This window comes from Sulfurimonas hydrogeniphila (assembly GCF_009068765.1).
Classification (GTDB): domain Bacteria; phylum Campylobacterota; class Campylobacteria; order Campylobacterales; family Sulfurimonadaceae; genus Sulfurimonas; species Sulfurimonas hydrogeniphila.
In genome coordinates, this window is sequence record NZ_CP035534.1 from 1,587,164 (window position 1) to 1,606,879 (window position 19,716).

Genomic DNA, 19,716 nt, shown 5'->3' on the forward strand with positions numbered 1-19,716 from the left:
TCTAATTTTCATTTTATATTTAAAGCCAACACCTATTGAATGACACTCTTTTTGATATACGCTTCAGTATCTTGGATGTAATTGGTATTGATAGAGTATTTTCGACTGTCTAACGCACCCATTATATTGATAAAAGTAAAATACAACACGATAAAAATTAATATTTTTGTCATATACTTTTGTCCATATTCTTTAAGATAAATCACAACAGGAAGAATGGCAAAAGGAAAAACAATGATAAGGTGCCAGTAGCTAAAAATAATCGGCGACAAAACAGAACTGACAAACACCCCGACAAGTGCACCAAACACATACAGAAGCAGCCATTCCTGTTTTGTTTCTATGGGTTGATGTCTTGTAAATAATTTTCCTTTGATAAGTGTATAAAAATATCTGTTTGCTTTGTAAGATATGTAAATTGTAAAAGCACCTACTGAAAAAACAAGTGCTTTATACCCATACACAAAAATCATCTGCACAAAATGCGAAGCCCCCAGCCAGTCAAAATGTGCACTGGCAATGAGCTTGTTTGGAAAGAAAAAAGAACCATAGCGCAACCAGTAAAGAAATGACTTCAGGACAGGATAGACATGCACACCGCCCCAGCCTATATACCGTCCCGTATCATCAGCATGATGGATTATTGCACTGTTTTGCATCACGGTCAGCAAATAAGGCACCAAAGAGATACCAATAACAAGCGTTCCAAACAACACGCCGTACCAATTTACTTTTACCATGTTTCTATAAAGCAGATAGAGTGAAATAAGCGCAAGTATAATCCACGAATAATGAAACTGCAACGCCAACCCTATAGCTGTTACATGTAAAAAAGAATAAACAAAAGAACTTTTCTCACGCTGTTTGTAGGCAGTCCAAATATGCAGGGCAGAAAAGAAAAAAAGATATGACGGATTGTATAAAATGTTTTCAAATAAAAACCAGGGATTGAGCCAGTACAGCACCAAAAAGATCAAACGAACATCTGTTTTGTATATATCTTTGAGCACACTGTCCAAGAGAAAATAAGAAGCAAGATGCAAAAATATCAAAAAAAGCATCGGTGACATCGGAGAATCATAAAGCATCACAGGCAGTGCTACCACATACGAAATCATACTTCCCGGTACATTACCGACCGCACTTGCCGCATTGCCGTAGTTAATCCAGACATGATTATATGCCCCCATATAACCCTTGTAAAGCATTTGCGTTTGATCACCCGTAAGTATTTGGTGCTGTGCATAAAACCATGCCAAAAACAGACCCAAAACAAGTAAACTTATCTGAATAATTTTAAATCTTTTTTCTAAAAACAAATCAACTTCCTTTTTTAAATATTTGGAACCTAAACTTTAAACTTGAAAAGAGCACAAAGCCATTTAATCGGAATCGGTACTTTAGTCATAAGTATCTACACAACTTAAAACTCCATCTGCATAAAGTCATTGAGTTCTTTTTTAATGCTATGGAGTTCTTCAATATCATAAAGTTCAAGCATATCCATAGCAGAGAAGAAGTTCCATAAACCTGCTAACAGAGCCGGAGAGGTAGATATCTTCTTTCTTGCTACCAATCTCCCGCTTAATCGAACTAAAAACTTTCTAATTGCCAGCATGTTTTTACTATTTGTATGTTCAATTTCCCATACAAGCAAACAGGCATAAGAGGCAACAAACAAGCGTTTAAATATAGCCTGTGCACTCTCTTGCTGCCATTTTTCCAAATTAAACCCTGAGCTTTTTAACAGTTTAAAATACGTTTCTATATTCCATCTGTAATAATACCACAATCCTATCCTTGTTATATCAACATCTTTTGGAAGATTGCTTAACAGAAGCCAGGTAGCAACTGTATTGTTCTTCTCATCTATGAGTCTTTGGACTATAAATCTGTTTTTTATTGGCTTGCCTTTTACTTTTTGTTTTATTGTTTTACCTTGTGGCGTATCTGTCTTTTGATAGCTGTCTCTTGTTATAAGTATATCTACCGTATTAACATAAATTTTTACTTTTTTATTTTGATACTGTATAGTTTTTACATATTTGCCTTTATCCATTTTTTTGGACAACTCTTTTTGGGTAATATCTTCATCTTCATACCTGACTTTGACATTGTCTAATGCTCGTACTATATATAAATCCTCTTTTTGCAGTCCTCTGAAAAACCCCGCACTGTCTGCTTCTCTGTCAATTACATGTACAATTTTCTTTTGTATGTTGAGGGATTGATTGATATAAGCTATTCTTTGTGTTAATTCACCGAGATGGGTAAGATGACTCTTCATTGTAGGATTATAGCTTGAGAGCACTTTATCTTGTGTCTTTAGGTTCTGTACCAAGGGAAGGATTGGTTTGCCGCTGCTGCTCTCAATTGCAAGGGAACTTTGCAACTCATATCCTCTTGATGAAGCATTATTTACATTGCTTCTGCGTTTTCGTATACAATCTGTTTTTGCCGTATGGTTTTTATAATTTATGAGTGACCAGTCATGGGCTACAAGTATATATTCATCACTGCTTTTATTAATAGTTTTAATCCCTCTTGTAAGCATTGGCTCATTGAGTGACTCTATATCTACATGCTCATTATTGTAAAATCTCCAAGCACTTTGTGCTTGTGAAAATCCTTCAGTCTTTTGTAGCAGGTTTAATCCATTGGTACTGTGTTGTTTATGATTCATATGACTTTTTACCAGTCTCATATATCTTTTTTTTTAAACGCTCTTCCATTGCATAAACTCTCTTGTTTTTTAAAATCTTATGCAATATCTATTCCGCTTTCTTTGCTTTTTTGAGTTGTGTAGATACTTATGACTTTAGTACCGACTGAGAGTGGAAAGACTATTGCATCAGACGGCACTGAAGTACCGGTTCCGAAAAAGCATTAATTTTCTTAACTTAATGGCATTGACAAAAAAATTATTTAAATGTCCAAAACTTATGAATAACAAATGTAATAAGCGGCATTATAGCAACTATCACCAGTGTGTGCAAATAGCTGTTTTGAATCGGAAAAATATCAGAAAGCAGATAAGAAAACAGAAAAGTTCCGTACTGCACCAAAAAAAATTTCATGAACTTTTTTATATGAAAAGTGCTGTGAAATACATAGAGCGTTTGAAAAACATAAGAAAAGACAAACGCCGTAAAAAATGCTAAAGTATTGGCAACAAAAACAGAGGCCGCAAAAAAGTAAATAATTGCCCAGGCAGTCAAAAGATGCACAAGCGTTGCTATGACTCCAAAAAAGCCGTATTTTGCCAACTGAAGTATATGACTTTTAATATTCATCTTCTACTATATAAATCGGTCGGTTTTTTGATTCTACATAAATTCTGCCGATATATTCGCCGAGTATGCCTATGCCCATCAGTTGAATACCGCCTAAAAAGAGTACAACCGTAATCATAGAAGCATACCCGGGAGTATCTGCGCCAAACAAAAGCGTTTTTAAGATAATCCATGAACCGTAAATAAAAGAGATAAAAGCAAGCCCCAAACCTATATATAGCCACACACGAAGCGGTGCCGTTGAAAAACTCGTGATACCGTCAAGCGCGAAGTTCCACAACTTCCAGCCGTTAAAACTGCTGTCTCCGGCAATACGCGCATCTCTTTTGTACTCAACAACCGCCGTTTTAAACCCAAGCCAGGCAAAAAGCCCTTTCATAAAACGCTGACTCTCAGGCAGTTTTTTCAGTTCTTCAACCACCCGTCGTGACATTAATCTGTAATCACCGACATTATGAGGAATCTCAATATCTGAAATTTTATTATGAATTTTGTAAAAAAATTCGGCACTGATACGTTTGGCAACACTGTCTGTTGTACGATCGACACGCTTACCAACGACCACATCATAGCCTTCTTTGTATTTTTTGATAAAATCAAGTATCAACTCAGGCGGATCTTGTAAATCAACGTCTATAGGAACGACAACTTCCCCTTTGGATGCATCAATCCCGGCTGTAAGTGCCGCCTCTTTGCCAAAGTTTCTTGAGAGATTTATTACTCGTACATTGTCATACTCTTTGGATTTTTCTTTGAGCACAGACAAAGTACTGTCACGACTCCCGTCATTTACAAAGACTATTTCAAAATCTTCACCGGTGTACGCCAAAACAGAGAAAATTTTGTTCAGAAATACATCTATAACATCTTCTTCATTATAACAGGGAACGACTATGGATAAAAAAGGATTACTATTTTTCATACACTAATTATACCTTTTTTAATTTTATTTGTGTACACTTTTCAGATAAATAAAGAGGTGCTTACAAAATCATGAACATTGACAAAATAGTAAAACTCATACGATATACTGCAGGACTTCCAAAAAGTATTTATGTCAACCTGAGACTTTTGCCACTTTCACAGGCAGTTCTTCTGCCTATAATAGTTTCCCGTAAAACAAAACTGCGTTCGTTATCTGGAAAAGTGCAACTTTCCAAAGTAAAAACCGGCATTGTTCGCATAGGTTTTGGTGGGACAGATATGATGGACTATGCTTATGAACGCACTATTTTAAAAATTACAGGAAAGATTCATTTTCAGGGCAAAACAAAAATTGGCGTAGGTGCAAAAATAATGGTCAGCGGAAACCTTACTTTAGGAGACAGGTTCGATATCACCGGTGACGCCACCATAATCTGTGCAAAAGAGATTGAAATCGGGAACAACACTATGATAGCGTGGCAAAGTATCCTTATGGATACCGACCAGCATGCTATTTATAATGCGCAGCATACTGTTATCAATCAAGATAAAAAAATCACTATTGGCAATAATGTCTGGATAGGGGCGAGAAGTTTTATACTCAAAGGGTCTGTAATTCCGGATGGCTGTATTGTCGGTGCAAATACAACAATTACAAAATCTTTCACTACGAAAAAAAGTATTATTGCAGGCAATCCTGCTGAAATTTTAAAAGAAAATATAAGTTGGAATCATTAATGCATCCAGTTCGTGATACCTTTTTTCACAACAACAGCCGGATTGCCAACAGCGATAGAAAAAGCAGGAATATTTTTTGTCACAGTAGCATTGATGCCTAACACACTTCCGTCCCCTATATCTACTCCTTTTAAAACAGTAACGTTATCAGCAAGCCAGACGTGTTTGCCTATTGCAATGTCTTTCCCTTCATTGATAACAGCAGTGTCTACATAAATAAAATGCCCGTCTGAAGTCATAATTTTCACATTTCTAGACAACATACACTCATCCTGAATAATTAATTTTTTGCCCTCTTTTGCTGAGAGATAGCAACCGTGACCCACAATAGTATTTTTACCTATATGTATGGAACAGTTGTCTCCTAAAATTTCTATCTGTGTGTATCGTATCGTTACACCGTCTTCAATAGTCAGGCTGTTATTTTTTCCTTTTATGGAAATATCACAGTTGGTAATTTTTGCGTTTTTTGAAAGCGACAAAACGACGCTGCCTTTGATTCTTATTTTATTGCGGAGCTTCTGAAGGAGTGTAAATTTTTTCATCTTATTACTCTGTAGAGTTTCTCAAGCTGTGCAGTATAATCAAACTTTTCTTTTACTTTTTTAAAAGCTGCTTGAGCAATTCCTTCCTTCACATGTAAATCATTATATAAAAATCGGATTTTCTCTCCCAAGTCATCTACACTTCCGTCAAACAGCAGTCCATCCACACCCTCATCTATAATTTCCAATGGCCCCCCTTTGCATGTAGCTATGACCGGAATTCTGTTTGCCATCGCTTCAATGACTACAAGTCCAAAGGTTTCGTTTTCTGTGGCAAGCACATTCACGTCAAAAAGTTGCATATGCTCATTCACATCTTTTGTAAAACCGGTAAAAATCACTTGTTGTTCTATACCCAGCTTTTTTACATACGCCTGCAGTTCCTGTGCATAATTATCATCCATAAAAGCTCCCACAACAACTGCTTTTAGATTTGCATCTTTTAAACCAACGACAGCTTCTAAAACTTTATACTGTCCTTTGCCTTCTTCTATTCTGCCGACAATTCCGACAACAAAAGCATCTTTAAGTTGATATTTTTGTCGCAATTTCGCCACTTTATCTGCATCTGTCTCCGGAGTTTTTACGCCAAGATAGACCATTTCAAGTTGTGGTCTTACTTCTGCAGGAATGAACTTTTCAAGCTGTTTTTTCACCTGCAGGGTTACTGCATGTATCATATCAATATTTTTATAAAGCCATTTATGGTAAAAATCATCTTTAAAACGGGTCATTCCCATATGTCGGCTCTGCACCAGCTTTGGTTTTTTTCTGCTCAGTACTTTAGCCAAAACAGCCGTTACGATATCTTTACTCCAGTGAAAATGTACTATATCAATGTCATTTTCATCTATATATTTAGCCAGTTGCAAAGCCGGTATAAATGGAAAAAATTTATTTCGTTTAAGATAAAATTTGTCATTGATATCAAGATAGTCATCAAGTTTGCTTTGCGGTGCTACAACCACTTTACATGTAGTCTTTTTAGAAAACTCTTCATAACAACTTGCCACAAACATCTCAAGCCCACCCAGTCCGTGTGCCAGACACAATTCCAAAATATTTTTATTTTTCATACAGTTTGTCTATGAGTTGTTTTGTAACGGCGAATACATCCGCAACTTCCGGTGAGGTATATTCAACATTAAAAACACAGTCATGCTTCTCTTCGCGTGGCCAATACCGAAACGGCGGTATATGAAAAAAGATGCCTACTGTCGGAATCTCCAATGCAATGCCCATATTTCGCACACCGGTGTCATTAGAAACAAGGCATCGACTGTTTGCCAAAAAGTGCATTACTTCTTCTATGGGCATAACTTCTTGAAGTTTTATGTTTTTTCTCTCTTTGAGCGGTTCGTAAATTTCATAAAATTTTTCATCTTTGCCGATACCTTGAAGAATAACATGATCATAATCCTGATAGTTTTGGGACATCTTTGCAATTAACTCCCGAAACTTATCTTCCTCCCAACACTTGCTTTTTGTCGAAGCACCGGCAAAATAAACAATTTGTTTGAGATCCTCTGTTTTCGGGTATAGTTTTTCCAATCCGTAATGAAGCGGAAACTCTGTTTTTGCCCCTAAAATATTGAGCATATGTTCCACAGAAACAGCCTCCACAACAAAATCACTTCTGAGTGTCGCTATATCAAAAAACATTCTTCTGATAGTTCTATACGGGTAACCTATTTTTAATTTTGCCTGAGACAAAAAAACCAGTAAAAGGCTCAAAGTACTGTCTGTCAAATCAAATATAATATCCTGAGGAGGCAGTTCTTTTGCCTCTTTTATCCGCGTAAGAAGTCCTGTTTTTGAACCGTCTTCTTTATATCTGCTCATTACATGTAATGCATCTGTCAGATCCTCTGGAATACCGTACATATAATGTTTTACAACACTTAAAGTAATTTTTGCATTGGGGAAAAATTTACGAAGTTCTATCAAAAAAGGACGTATGTTCATAAAATCGCCGATAGCCGCATGACGGATAACTGTTATACTTTTTATATCTTGCGGTTTTTTGTCTTTTAAATATTCTCGTGCTTTTTGAGATGCAAACGCACTGCCTCTTCTAAAATTTAACTTCAAGCTAATGCCTTTTTTTGTATAATTATTTTTATTATACAAAATTATTTATGAGAGTTCTATGAAATACAAACTAAATCCGTCTTTTGAAAATGAGTTTAAAGATTTTTTGCTGCACATGCAAAAATATTTCAGGGATAACAAAAACTCTATTCACAAAGCCCGCAATGAACTAAAAATAATTTCTTACAAAGAGATACAGACTGTTGTCAAATCTTTTAAAATTCCAAACTTCTTTCGTCGCATTTTTTATACCTGTTTTCGGGATTCAAAAGCAAAAAAATCGTATGACAACTCCATAAAAGTAGGCAATTTTGCACCTGAACCTATTGGGTATATTGAGTTTTACAGACAGGGACTTCTGGCTGAGAGTTATTTTGTGGCAAAAAAATTTGATTATGATTTTACAATCCGAGAACCTTTACTCGATAAAAATTTTCCAAAAAGAGAAAAAATTCTAAAAGCCTTTGCCCGCTTCAGTCTGCAACTGCATAATGCCGGTATATTTCACAATGACTATTCTCCGGGAAATATTTTGATCAAACAAGAAGCTGAAAACTATATATTTAAAATAGTAGATGTTAACCGCATGGATTTTTGTTCCCTAAATGAAAATAAAAGAGCAAAAAGCTTTGCAAAACTCTGGGCAAGCAATGCAGATTTACAGATCATTGCGCAGGAGTATATGCAACACCGCAAAGTCAAAGAAGATTTTGTACAAAAGGTTATAGAGTATTCTGTTCAAAACAAAAGACGAAAAAACTTCAAAAAACGACTCAAAGGAAAAGAAATTGATTGGTAATATCTCTGCTGTCGTATTAGCAAAAAACAACGAAGCAACTATACAAAAAACACTCCAATCTCTGCGCGAATTTGAAGATGTTGTGGTGTATGACAACGGTTCTACTGACAAAACAATGGAGATTGCAAAACAGTTTTCAAATGTAAACTTAGTCCAAGGCGAATTTAAAGGTTTTGGCTGGAGTAAAAACAGAGCGGCAGGTTTTGCCAAAAATGATTGGATTCTCATCATCGACAGCGATGAAGTCATCGATGATACTTTGAAAAAGACACTGCAACAAAAAAAGCTTGATGCGCACACTGTCTATATTCTAAATTTTCGAGCTTTTTACAAAAATATAGAAGTCAAACACTGTGGCTGGAACAATCAAAAAATCAAACGCCTCTACAATAGAACCGTCACAAAGTATAATGACAATGATGTCCATGAAGACATCATCACAGAGGGTTTGCATACAGAGATTTTAGACGGCAACGTACTGCATTACAGCTACCAGAGCATAGAGCAGTTTATAAACAAAGCCAACACCTACTCCACTCTTTTTGCAAAAAACAATGCAGGAAAAAAATATTCCTCTCCGGCAAAAGCTTTCTTTAACGGAGCCTATTCTTTCATTAAAACCTATTTTTTCAAACAGGGATTTCGAGACGGCTATGTGGGACTTGTCATCGCCTATTCGCATATGGTGACGAATTTTTATAAATATATCAAACTCTATGAACTCAATAAAGAACAAAAAAACAAAAAACCCGGTCGGCACTAAAGTACCGATTCCAAAATATTTCTCGGAACCGGTACTGCAGTGCCGGCTGGTGTATGCCTGAATATTTTTATACGTTTAGCAAATCATGTTTCACTGCTTCAAACATCTCTGCACGCTTGGCTTTATCACTCGGCAACATATAATGTGTTTGCAGTTTTTCATCCCCAACGGCTTTCCATCTCTGCGCACTTGCAAACTTTGAGTCACCAAAAAATGTCATCGTCGGGGTTCCTACTAAAGATGCCAAATGATAGGTACCTGTAGAAGTAGAGATAAAAAGTTTAAAACTGCTGATAAGTCTTGCAAAATTTACTATGCCGTCATTTGAGAGATAAAAAACAGCATCAGTATCTTGCAGACGCTTTTGCATCTCTTCTTCCAGGCTTTTTTCATCCGGACCAAAAGTTAGTACTACACTATACCTGTTTACATGTAAGGTTTCACGAATCAGTATTTCATACTCATCCAAATTCCAGTTGGCATCCGAAGAACCGCCAAAACCTACATGAAAAGCTATAACATCTTTTGTTATATTATACTTTTGGCAAAACTTTTCATACTCCTTTTGGGCATTATCAAACTGAAGCAGTGGTTTTGGATATTGCAGTTTAATATCCGGAAAAAGAGTTTGTGTCAGTGCAAGATTGTATTCAAACTCAGCCATTTTAACTTCACTGCGTCTCTGTTTTATTCGTTTGTTATAAAAGATCTGCGCTATTTTTGTTGCGGGAGCAATTCTTGTTGGTATGCCTGCTAAAAACTGTGCAAGTGCCACTCTTGTATTTGAAAAAAGCGTGACTGATGCATCAATATCTGAATGTTTGAGCTTTTTGGCAAGTGAAAAAACAGAGCTTTTTCCATCATCTACAATAACCTCATCTATAAAGTTACATGTAAGTGCCAAAGCTTTGTTCACAGGAGCGACAAGTGCTATGATTTTATTTTTAGGATTATGCTGTTTAAGGAGATACATTGCCGGCAACGCTGTTATAAAATCGCCTAGCTTGTCTGTACGCACGACCAATATTCTCATTCCGTATTATCCTAACAAAAGAATTCAAAACTAATTTTTATTTTTTTCGGAAACGATGCTTTAGCTTCGTCTTTTAGGCATATAAGCAAATCAGCCCAGGTTAAAATCCAGGTTCCAAAAAAACTACATAATTTTTATAATCTGTCTCAGTTTTTATGTATTTTATCCTAAAAAGGATATAATCCTACTTATGAAAAAACCTTTTACCTGGGATGATTATTCCGACCAACCGGCACCGCTGCAAGACAAGAGATACAAAAAGTTTATGCGTAAAAAAGAGAAATTTTCTTTGCTTTTCACATTTGTCTCTTCTTTGATTATTCTTCCCTTGAGTATTTTAATGATGCCCTTTGTCAAAAGAAAAGAGGTTAATACAGCAAACTTTTTTTCTTTAGGTGTCGACTGGCAGAGAAACACTCAAGAGACACAGGCAATGCTTGAAGAGTTGAAAGTAAAAAGCATTCTTGTCCGTTTTAAACTTTGGGAGATGGACCGACTCAATGAACTTGCAGCATTTATCAAGCAAAACAGCAATAAGCAGATTATACTTAAAATCCTGCAGGACCGTGAACATATAGAAGATTTACAACTCCTTAAAAATAATTTACATGTAATCTTTACAAGCTTGGGCACCTCTGTAACACGCTATGAAATCGGTTCAACACTCAACCGTGCAAAGTGGGGATTTTTCTCCGTACGCGAATATCTTGATTTTTATAAAGTTGCATATGATTTGAAAAAAAAGGAATTTCCCGACATTCGGCTTCTTGGCAGCGGTGTTATAGATTTTGAATTTTACTTTACTGTACACACTCTTTTTAACTTTTGCAAATGCAGATATGACGGCATTGCGGCACTTTTATATGTTGACAGACGTGGTGCTCCTGAAAATACACAGCTCGGATTTACCCTAAGCGATAAAATTGCCCTGCTGAGCACTCTGGTGTGGCTCTCTTTAAAAACAAAGCAGGAGTTACATGTAACCGAAGTGAACTGGCCTCTCTCAAATACGGCACCTTATGCACCGACAAGTGAGTATGAATGTGTCAGTGAAGCACTCTATGCTGATTATATGCTGCGCTACTATCTTTTGACTTTTGCTTCCCAGCAGGTCGATTCCGTCTCCTGGCATCAGCTCATAGCTCCCGGCTACGGTCTGGTTGACAACAGAGAAGGGATTAAAAAAAGAGAAGCTTTTTATACTTACATGTACATGCTTCAAACACTTGAAAATGCGCAGTTTTTACGCATGGATATTAAACGAGGCTACTACACAATGCAGGTACTTGTCAATGACAAGATACTTCAAATCCACTGGTCACTCAAAGAAACAACCCTCCAAAATCAAGACTTTTTTGATGTTTACTCCAAAACCGGTGAAAAAATAGAAGATGAAACCTTGACTGTCGGCTCTTCTCCTTTGTATATTTTCATTACAAAAGAGGTAGGAAAACAGGTCAATGCAAGTGAGCGCATCTAATATGAAAATTTTAATCATTTTGCCAAACTGGCTGGGTGATGCCATCATGGCAACTCCGGCCATAGAACTTTTGGCTTTAAAATATCCCAATGCACAGTTTACTTTTGTCGGCAGTTATGTCAGCATAGAAGCACTCAAACACCACCCTTTATGTGAACGTGCCATTGTTGATGAGACAAAAAAAGCATCTTCGCGTCTTGTGGCAACCTACAGACTGGCAAAAGAGCTGGGAACTTTTCATCTGGCAGTCAGCTTTCGGGATCAAATCCATTCTACACTGTTACTGCGTTTTACAAACACCGTCATCTGCTGTGCAAGGGCTTCGTGGCATTCAAGACTGCTTCTTTCACACACACCGAAGATCAGAACAAACCAACACTTGGTAGAGCAGTACACACAAATTGCCATGGTCAATGTAGATGATTTTACCCAGGAAATTCCACCGCTCAAACTATATATAAAGGCAAAAAGTTTTGAAAAACCGACACTTGGTATCAATGCCGGTGCAACCTACGGCAGTGCAAAAAGATGGTACCCCGAACGTTTTGCCAAAGTTGCGGCTTATTTTAGCAAACAGTATGACATTATAATATTCGGCGGGCCCAATGAGGTCGAAATGGCACAAGAGATAGAAGATAATCTCAAAGCTTTACATGTAAACAACTATATAAATTTAGCCGGAAAAACAAATATAGAGGAGTTGTGTGCAAATATCGGCGGCTGTTCTCTTTTTATTACCAACGACAGTGGACCTATGCATGTAGCTGCCGCGTATCAAGTACCCACAGTAGCTATCTTTGGACCGACAAGATATAAAGAGACTTCGCAGTGGAAAAATGAAAAGAGTATCATCGTACGGCATGAACTCGATTGCAGTCCGTGTATGAAGCGGGAATGCCCACTTAAGCATCACGACTGCATGAAAGGCATTACAGCTTCTGAGGTTATAGAAGCTGTAAAACAGTCAGCAGTTTAAAATTCAAATTTAAACCCTATATATCCTGATGCATTGTATGTGAAATTTCCTCTTAGATCATCATAATCAGTTCTGATGTGCCGGTATCCAAGCACAACATGACCATGATCGATAACCTCGGCATCACATTCCACTCTGTATTCAAAATATTTATTTGCTTTGTCAAAGCTTAAAACTTTTGGCGCATAATAAACATCTGCGTGTAAAGCCATAGGGACGACTGTTGCCGAAGGTAAAGCATACTCAAATACAATTCCCAAAGGCAAAGCTCTGTAATCCTTTGTATAGTTCGCTTTAATACCCAAACCAACAGACAGGTCACTCTCACCCACCTCTTTTTTCATTAAAAAACTAACTTCATACAGTGCTTCATTGTTTACACGATTTGCATTATCAGCATCTAAAAATCGAACTCCCACAAACATTGTTTCCGGTTCAACATTCTCATTAAACTGTCCAACATCAAGATTTGCATTTAATTCTAAATCTTCATTGTTTATATTGATACTTGCACTGTTCATTGCAAATACAGCCACAGCCGAAACTGCCATTAAAGTGATTTTTTTTAACATATTTTTCCTTGTATTTTTTCTATTGTTTTTGTTGTACTTTTGCCATCGACAAAATCAACCAGTCGTAACTCACCAGCAAATTCCGTACCTATAACCTCTTTTCCTGCATAATCCCCTCCTTTTACAAGCACATCCGGCTCTATCATTTTAATCAGTTCATAGGGTGTATCTGCTTCAAAAGGCACGACAAAATCGACCGCTTCAAGTGCAGCCAGCAAATAGGCTCTGTCCTCCGCAGGATTTACAGGACGGCTCGGACCTTTGAGACGAGAAACCGAGGCATCAGAATTAAGCCCGACAATCAAAACATCCCCAAAACTTTTGGCAATTTGCAAATACTTTACATGCCCTACATGCAAGATATCAAAACAGCCATTTGTAAAGACTATTTTTTTACCGCTTTTTTTGTATCTTTGCACAATGGCATCGATCTCTTCAAAATTTTTAATATGCGCATCCGAGGTACTTTTATGCAAAGAAGCCTCATAATCTTCTATCTCATCAATGGTTACTGTAGCCGAGCCTATTTTGCCAACCACGACACCTGCTGCAAGATTTGCAAATGCTGCTGTCTCTTCAAGACTTTTGCCGACACTTAAAGCAAATGCAATAGAGGCTATCACCGTATCACCCGCACCTGTTACATCAAATACTTCTTTGGCAACGGTAGGAAAAATTTTTACTTCCTCTTCATATGTTGCTATTCCCTCTTCTGAAAGTGTTATCAAAGAAACATCCAAATCACACTCATTTTTCAGTTTCAAGAGTGCTTTTTTTAAAGATGCTTCATCATTTATATCAATACCTGTTGCCAAAACCGCTTCTTTTTTATTTGGTGTCAGCAGATAAGCTCCACGATATTTTGAAAAATCTTTTCCTTTTGGATCAACCAAGACTTTTACATTATGTTTTTTTGCAAGTTTGATGATGCCCTGTGAAAGTTCCTGTGTCAACACACCTTTGCCGTAGTCGGACAAAATCACTGCATCATAAGTATCAATACTTTTTGCAAGGGAATCTAAAATCTTTTGTACACTTCTTGGAAGTATGTCATTTTTACTCTCTTTGTCATATCTGAGAATTTGTTGGGAAACGGCAATAACACGACTCTTTTTTGATGTTTTTCTGTTCTTCTCTATAATTAAATTTTGCGTATTGACATTAATAGCATGCAACATTTTCACAAGTTCTTTACCATTGTCATCATCACCCATCACACTGCTGACACTGACATTTGCACCCAAAGCTTTTAGATTGTTAACCACATTTCCCGCACCGCCTAAAACTGTCGTTTCTTTATTGATATCCACAACCTGCACAGGTGCTTCAGGAGAGATTCGTTCACAACTCCCCCAAAGGTAGTGGTCAATCATCAAATCGCCCAGAACCAAAATGTTTGGTTTTGCCTCTTTAAATACCTGCATCTATTTTACTTCTGTCTCATATATACGTTTAATTTCCGGCACATAAGCTTTTATGCCCTCTTCCATCTCATAAGCCGGTGTATAGCCCAAAGCCTCTTTCGTTGTTGCTATATCTGCTTCTGTATGAAACTGGTACGAACCGATATACGGGTTTGGAATATATTCGCATTCCAAAGAGGTACCCAGCTCTTTTTGCAAAATATCAACAATATCCTGAAAACTTCTCGCCTTTCCTGTTCCGACATTGTATATACCGCTTGTATTTGGCTGCATTGCTTTTATATTGGCCTGTATAATATCTTCTATATAGATAAAATCTCGAAGAATTTTATCGCTGCCTTCAAAAAGACGGGGATTTTTTCCTGCAAGTATCTGATGTCCAAACTGCAACACCATTGAAGCCGTTGTGTTTTTAAAATATTCACGCGCACCGTACACATTAAAATAACGAAGCCCTACTATATTGATATCGCACTCTTTCATATACTCGCGGCTTAAATGATCCATAGAGAGTTTTGAAAAACCGTACACATTGTTTGGTGCCTCTCGCCCAACTCGCTGCGGAGACTCAGCATTTCCGTATGTTGCGGCAGAAGATGCATATATCATACTGGCATTATGTGCCACAGCCAGGTCAAGCAGATCTTTATAGGCATTGACATTTGTTTTTATCATCAAATCCTGTTCCTGTGCCGTTGTATCAGAAATGGCCGCTTCATGGAAAATATAATCAAAGTCATAATTTACTTCCAAGTCAAGCAGTAAATCTTTATCGTTAATATCACCGCTGATAATTTCACCGTTAAAGCCTATGAGATTTTTAAAATGTCCGAAACTTTTTAAATTTCCGTTACTCAGTGTCTCTGTACTTCGAAAACTGTCAAGTACCACAATTTTGGCATCCGGATGGTTTTCTTGAAAATAAAATGCTAAATTTGAACCGATAAATCCCGCACCGCCTGTAATAAGTATTGTTTTGTCTTTTAAGTCATCTTCTATGTATCGCATCTTCCCATCCGTCTAAATAAATTTTAATAAAATGATACCTTTTAATTCATTAACAAGTATTTAAGACTTTACCCATTATAATATAAATTGAATTCGAAATTAAGGAAACAAAATGAAAAAAATCGTAATCGCTTCAATCGCTACATTAGCATTAGTTACAGCTGCATCTGCTGCAGTAAACGGGAAAGCTTGTGCTGCATGTCATGGTGCTAACTGGGAAAAGAAAGCAATGGGTAAATCTAAAGTTGTTGCTAACATGACTCACGCTGAAATTGCTGAGGCTCTTAAAGGGTATAAAGCTGGAACTTTCGGCGGACCAATGAAAGGTATCATGAAAGGGCAGGTTGCTCGTTATTCTGACGCTGATTTAGAAGCTTTTGCTCAAACAATCGGTAAATAGTATTTTTAGAGTTACCTTTTTAGGTAACTCATTCTTACCGTCATTCAGGTCTGTAATCTTTCTTTCGCAGACTTTCTTTCTTTTTATCTTTTAACTCTTTTACTCTTTGCTCTTTTTCATAAGCATCATTTAAATCATCTGTTCCGTCAAATTTTACCGCATTTAAAAAATGTTCCGAATCATCAAACTGCCCTTTCTTTATCGCCCATATCAAAGCCACAACAGCTATGCTTCCTAAAAAAATAGACACTCCAAGCATCATACCTATTACCCAACTGCTCATACTCTAATCCTTATACCCAAATTTGATTCTCATTGAATTTCCTACTACTATTAATGAGCTGATACTCATAGAAATTGCGGCAATAAGAGGAATAATATATCCTGCCATTGCCAACGGAATTGTAATAGCGTTATAAATAAAAGAGAGTGCAAGATTCTCTTTTATCATTGTAAATGTTTTTTTAGAGATTTTAAAACTGTCATAAAGTGAACTGAATGTATCATTTAAAAGCACTACATCACTCACCTCTATGGCAATATCACTTCCGTTGCCCATTGCTATTGCAATATCTGAACCTGCCAAGGCTAAAATATCATTCACCCCGTCCCCGGCCATAACGGTTACTTTGGCATCTTCATGCAGGTTTTCTATAAATACGGCTTTGTCCTGAGGTGTCAGTTCATATTTGTACTGTTCAATTCCAACGAGTTGCGCTACTTTTTTGGCACTCTCTTCATGGTCTCCTGTGAGCATAATTATCTCTATACCCATTTTTCTAATTTTGGCTATAGCCTCTTTTGCATCCTCACGCGGTATGTCAAAAAGTTCATATTTAGCCAAAAGTTCTCCGCCGTACGCAAAATAAAATTCACTGTTTTGGCTTGAACTACAGACGTCAATCCCTATGGTTTGCATGAGTTTCGCGTTCCCGCCTGCAAGCATCTTACCGTCATACATCGCGCTCAAACCCTGCGAAGGTATATTTTGAAAGCTTTCCAGTTCTAAGGGATCCAAATCCTCATCAAAAATATATTTTTCCACACCTTTGGCAACAGGGTGTTTTGAGTTAAGCAATAACGAATAAAGCATAGACTTGTGAAACGGCAGAAATATCTCCTCTTTGACAACCTCAGGTCGACCTTTTGTAATCGTTCCTGTTTTATCAAGTAATAAAACATCTGCCTTTGCCATTGTCTCAAGCTGAGCAGCTTCCTTAAAAAGTATCCCCCTTTTTGAAGCGATAGAGAGACCGACCAGTGTTGCGACAGGTGTCGCCAGAGCAAGGGCACAGGGACAGGCTATCACTATAACGGCAATACTGATCATAAAAGACTGCTCAAAATTGGATGAGTAAAGATACCATCCAATAAAAGTTATAAAAGAGAGTGCCAGTATCACTTCGGAAAAATATTCACTCAGCCTGTTTGCCAACTGCTGAATTTTTGGCTTGTTATTCATTGCATTTTCCAGCAAGGCTACAATATTACTCATTGTGGAGTGTGCAAAATCTCTCGTAACTTTATATTTGACATCGGCATCAATACTTACCGTTCCACTGATGATATTCTCTCCTGCAGTTTTAAAAACAGGCTCACTCTCACCGGTCAGGCTTGATTCATCAAAATTTCCGCTTCCTTCTTGTATCTCACCGTCAAGAGCAACACGTTCTCCTGAATTTACCAAAACAATTTCGCCTACAATGACATCATTGACATTTTTCGTACTAATCTTTTTATCCACAACAACTTTAACATCATTTGGCAGATGATGATTCATAATATCCAAAGTATCGGCAATACTTTTTTTACTTAAAACCTCTAAGAATTTTCCAACCAGTACAAAAGTAATAATCATCGTCACCGAATCAAAATAGGCTTCACCACTGCGCGTAACAGTAATATAAATAGAGTATATATAGGTTAGTATCGCCCCAGTAGCAACAAGTGTGTCCATATTTACTGTTTTTGTCTTCATCCCGTAATACATTCCGCGAATGAAAGGCCATCCACTGTAAAAAAGTACAGGAGTTGCTAAAACCCACTCTCCGATATTGAGTATATGTTTGATATTTTCAGATATACCACTGAAATAACCGGCATACTGCGCAACCATAATCGTCATCATGTTCATCGTCGCAAAAACAGCAACAGCCATCCGTGTGTAATATTCCTTTCGCTCCTTATCTGCTTTTTGTTCCTGCAGTGAAGCATCATAAGGGTATGCATCATATCCGATGGCACGAATCATATCTATAATTTTGGAGAGTTTGACCGTATCATCATCCCAGACAATCTTTGCTTTGTTGTTTGTATAATTGATGTTCGTAGCAATAACACCTTGCATATTTGTCAAAGCTTTTTCGTTCAGCCAGACACATGCAGCACAGTGAATACCCTCAATAACCAAAGAAACTTCACAGAAGCCATCTTTATTGAGTGTAACAAAGCGTTCATAAAATGCCGGCGAATCAAAATTTAAAGAGTCTTCGTACTGCTGTGAAGGCGGTGCAAGTTTATTATTGCCCAGCTTATCATAAAAACCGTCCAATCCTTCATCTGAAAGTAAATGAAATACACCCTGACAGCCGTTACAGCAAAAGTAATGTTCATCCTCTTGTATCATTACATCTTTTGAAAATTCTAAATGACAGTGATCACAGGCTATTTTATCTGACAACTTCAAACTTCCCTATATTTCTATTTTTTTGAATGTTTTTCCAAGGTTCGACTAAGCCGCTCATACATATATAAACACCATTTTTTTCTACCGCTTTTGCATATCCGATAGCCATACCAAGATTTAAGGATGCTTCAATATTGTCAATTTCAAACGGTTTCATAGCGCCCGTAATAATGATTTTTCTGTCATCAAATACTTCATCCAAAAACTCGGCACTGAGCTCCATAGTGTCGGTGCCATGCACTATCACAAAAGTATCTTCTGTTGATTCCCGTATAATATCAGCAAGCATACGTCTGTCATTACTGTCCATCTCCAGACTGTCTTTGTAAACGACTCCTGCAAGATTGTACACTTCCTGAGCACTGAATAAAATTCTTTCAATAGCTGCATTGTCATAAGGAACTTCAAGTTCTCCGCTTATTTCATTGTATCGTTTGTTAAATGTACCACCACTGTTGAGTATCAGCATTTTATTTCCATATTTCATCAAGTTTACTGACTGTTTTTGTTGCTTTGGAACTTCTGATCTGATTCATTTCATCAAATAAATATGTTTCTGAAATACCGGCATTTATGGCAGCCTCAATATCCCGTTCCTTATCACCAATCATTAAAGAATGTGTTAAATCCAAATTAAATTCTTTTTGTGCTTCCAAAATCATTCCCGGTTCAGGTTTTCTGCAACTACATTTTATATTAATATCCGGATGATGCGGGCAATGATAGACTTTTGCAATATCAATATTTCTCTTTTTAAACTCTTGTATCATCCAGTCTGTAAGCAACTCAAAATCTTCTTCTGTATAATATGCTCTCGCTATACCAGACTGATTTGTTACAATAATAATCAAATATCCTAAATTCTGATAATGTTTACACAAATCAAATATACCATCAATAAATTCAAAATCTTCTCTCTTATAGAGATACTCTTTTTCAACATTGACAACACCGTCTCTATCTAAAAAAAGTGCCTTTTTCATC

General features: G+C 37.0%; 21 protein-coding genes. 6 read left to right on the plus strand and 15 right to left on the minus strand.

Going from position 1 to position 19,716, the window contains the following annotated elements:
- Positions 1-32: 32 nt before the first annotated feature.
- From ETP70_RS08315 to ETP70_RS08330, 4 genes are all read right to left on the minus strand, one after another.
- Complete coding sequence (locus ETP70_RS08315) at positions 33-1,319, minus strand: 3-deoxy-D-manno-octulosonic acid transferase (RefSeq protein WP_151900754.1); 1,287 nt, start codon at positions 1,317-1,319, stop codon at positions 33-35.
- Positions 1,320-1,423: 104 nt separating this feature from the next.
- Positions 1,424-2,683, minus strand: coding sequence for a transposase (locus ETP70_RS08320; protein WP_188109950.1), 1,260 nt, complete (start codon positions 2,681-2,683; stop codon positions 1,424-1,426).
- A 238-nt stretch (positions 2,684-2,921) separates the two neighbouring features.
- Positions 2,922-3,293, minus strand: a complete 372-nt coding sequence (locus ETP70_RS08325) for a GtrA family protein (RefSeq protein ID WP_151900755.1) — start codon at positions 3,291-3,293, stop codon at positions 2,922-2,924.
- Positions 3,283-4,215: a glycosyltransferase family 2 protein gene (locus ETP70_RS08330; RefSeq protein WP_151900756.1), complete on the minus strand. Its 933-nt coding sequence runs from the start codon at positions 4,213-4,215 to the stop codon at positions 3,283-3,285. Before ETP70_RS08330 ends, ETP70_RS08325 begins: the two co-directional genes overlap by 11 nt.
- Positions 4,216-4,286: 71 nt before the next feature.
- Between ETP70_RS08330 and ETP70_RS08335 the strand changes: the two genes are divergently transcribed.
- Positions 4,287-4,955, plus strand: coding sequence for an acyltransferase (locus ETP70_RS08335; RefSeq protein ID WP_151900757.1), 669 nt, complete (start codon positions 4,287-4,289; stop codon positions 4,953-4,955).
- Here the strand turns inward: ETP70_RS08335 and ETP70_RS08340 are convergent.
- The 3 genes from ETP70_RS08340 to ETP70_RS08350 are packed head-to-tail and all read right to left on the minus strand — an operon-like array spanning position 4,952 to position 7,591.
- Entirely contained in the window at positions 4,952-5,500 is a 549-nt protein-coding gene (locus tag ETP70_RS08340; RefSeq protein ID WP_151900758.1) for an acyltransferase, read from the minus strand. The two genes, ETP70_RS08335 and ETP70_RS08340, sit on opposite strands and share 4 nt — an antisense overlap.
- Positions 5,497-6,576 carry a glycosyltransferase family 4 protein gene (locus ETP70_RS08345; protein ID WP_151900759.1) on the minus strand — a complete coding sequence of 360 codons (1,080 nt, stop codon included), beginning with the start codon at positions 6,574-6,576 and terminating at the stop codon, positions 5,497-5,499. The genes ETP70_RS08340 and ETP70_RS08345 overlap by 4 nt, the downstream gene beginning before the upstream one ends.
- On the minus strand, positions 6,566-7,591 hold the full coding sequence (locus ETP70_RS08350) for a glycosyltransferase family 9 protein (protein ID WP_151900760.1): 1,026 nt from the start codon (positions 7,589-7,591) through the stop codon (positions 6,566-6,568). Before ETP70_RS08350 ends, ETP70_RS08345 begins: the two co-directional genes overlap by 11 nt.
- 58 nt (positions 7,592-7,649) lie before the next feature.
- Between ETP70_RS08350 and ETP70_RS08355 the strand changes: the two genes are divergently transcribed.
- Together ETP70_RS08355 and ETP70_RS08360 are read left to right on the plus strand one after the other, a co-directional pair.
- Entirely contained in the window at positions 7,650-8,390 is a 741-nt protein-coding gene (locus tag ETP70_RS08355; RefSeq protein WP_151900761.1) for a lipopolysaccharide kinase InaA family protein, read from the plus strand.
- The gene (locus tag ETP70_RS08360; RefSeq protein WP_347400456.1) at positions 8,380-9,153 is read left to right on the plus strand and encodes a glycosyltransferase family 2 protein; all 774 of its coding nucleotides are present in this window, start codon (positions 8,380-8,382) and stop codon (positions 9,151-9,153) included. Before ETP70_RS08355 ends, ETP70_RS08360 begins: the two co-directional genes overlap by 11 nt.
- 67 nt (positions 9,154-9,220) lie before the next feature.
- Here ETP70_RS08360 and ETP70_RS08365 read toward each other — a convergent pair whose 3' ends face one another.
- Positions 9,221-10,186, minus strand: coding sequence for a glycosyltransferase family 9 protein (locus tag ETP70_RS08365; RefSeq protein WP_151900762.1), 966 nt, complete (start codon positions 10,184-10,186; stop codon positions 9,221-9,223).
- Positions 10,187-10,376: 190 nt separating this feature from the next.
- Here ETP70_RS08365 and ETP70_RS08370 point away from each other — a divergent pair, with 190 nt between their 5' ends.
- Positions 10,377-11,666, plus strand: a complete 1,290-nt coding sequence (locus ETP70_RS08370) for a glycosyl hydrolase (RefSeq protein WP_151900763.1) — start codon at positions 10,377-10,379, stop codon at positions 11,664-11,666.
- Positions 11,647-12,642, plus strand: coding sequence for a lipopolysaccharide heptosyltransferase II (gene waaF, locus ETP70_RS08375; protein WP_151900764.1), 996 nt, complete (start codon positions 11,647-11,649; stop codon positions 12,640-12,642). The genes ETP70_RS08370 and waaF overlap by 20 nt, the downstream gene beginning before the upstream one ends.
- Here the strand turns inward: waaF and ETP70_RS08380 are convergent.
- From ETP70_RS08380 to rfaD, 3 genes are read right to left on the minus strand one after another with little or no spacing between them, the layout of a single operon-like run.
- A complete protein-coding gene (locus tag ETP70_RS08380; RefSeq protein ID WP_151900765.1) occupies positions 12,639-13,214 on the minus strand; it encodes a YfaZ family outer membrane protein in 576 nt (191 codons plus the stop codon). The two genes, waaF and ETP70_RS08380, sit on opposite strands and share 4 nt — an antisense overlap.
- The gene (rfaE1, locus tag ETP70_RS08385) at positions 13,208-14,638 is read right to left on the minus strand and encodes a D-glycero-beta-D-manno-heptose-7-phosphate kinase (protein WP_151900766.1); all 1,431 of its coding nucleotides are present in this window, start codon (positions 14,636-14,638) and stop codon (positions 13,208-13,210) included. The genes ETP70_RS08380 and rfaE1 overlap by 7 nt, the downstream gene beginning before the upstream one ends.
- On the minus strand, positions 14,639-15,646 hold the full coding sequence (gene rfaD, locus ETP70_RS08390; protein WP_151900767.1) for an ADP-glyceromanno-heptose 6-epimerase: 1,008 nt from the start codon (positions 15,644-15,646) through the stop codon (positions 14,639-14,641). It abuts the gene before it with no gap.
- 112 nt (positions 15,647-15,758) lie between these two features.
- Between rfaD and ETP70_RS08395 the strand changes: the two genes are divergently transcribed.
- On the plus strand, positions 15,759-16,046 hold the full coding sequence (locus ETP70_RS08395; protein WP_151900768.1) for a c-type cytochrome: 288 nt from the start codon (positions 15,759-15,761) through the stop codon (positions 16,044-16,046).
- Positions 16,047-16,086: 40 nt separating this feature from the next.
- On the opposite strand, the gene ccoS is transcribed toward ETP70_RS08395, so the two are convergent.
- From ccoS to gmhB, 4 genes are read right to left on the minus strand one after another with little or no spacing between them, the layout of a single operon-like run.
- Complete coding sequence (ccoS, locus tag ETP70_RS08400) at positions 16,087-16,329, minus strand: cbb3-type cytochrome oxidase assembly protein CcoS (RefSeq protein ID WP_151900769.1); 243 nt, start codon at positions 16,327-16,329, stop codon at positions 16,087-16,089.
- A gap of 3 nt (positions 16,330-16,332) precedes the next feature.
- Positions 16,333-18,672 (minus strand): heavy metal translocating P-type ATPase, encoded by a 2,340-nt coding sequence (locus tag ETP70_RS08405; protein ID WP_230973336.1) that lies wholly within the window; start codon positions 18,670-18,672, stop codon positions 16,333-16,335.
- Between the two features lie 43 nt (positions 18,673-18,715).
- On the minus strand, positions 18,716-19,219 hold the full coding sequence (locus tag ETP70_RS08410) for an asparaginase domain-containing protein (RefSeq protein ID WP_230973246.1): 504 nt from the start codon (positions 19,217-19,219) through the stop codon (positions 18,716-18,718).
- A complete protein-coding gene (gmhB, locus tag ETP70_RS08415; RefSeq protein ID WP_151900771.1) occupies positions 19,203-19,715 on the minus strand; it encodes a D-glycero-beta-D-manno-heptose 1,7-bisphosphate 7-phosphatase in 513 nt (170 codons plus the stop codon). The genes ETP70_RS08410 and gmhB overlap by 17 nt, the downstream gene beginning before the upstream one ends.
- Position 19,716 lies beyond the last annotated feature (1 nt).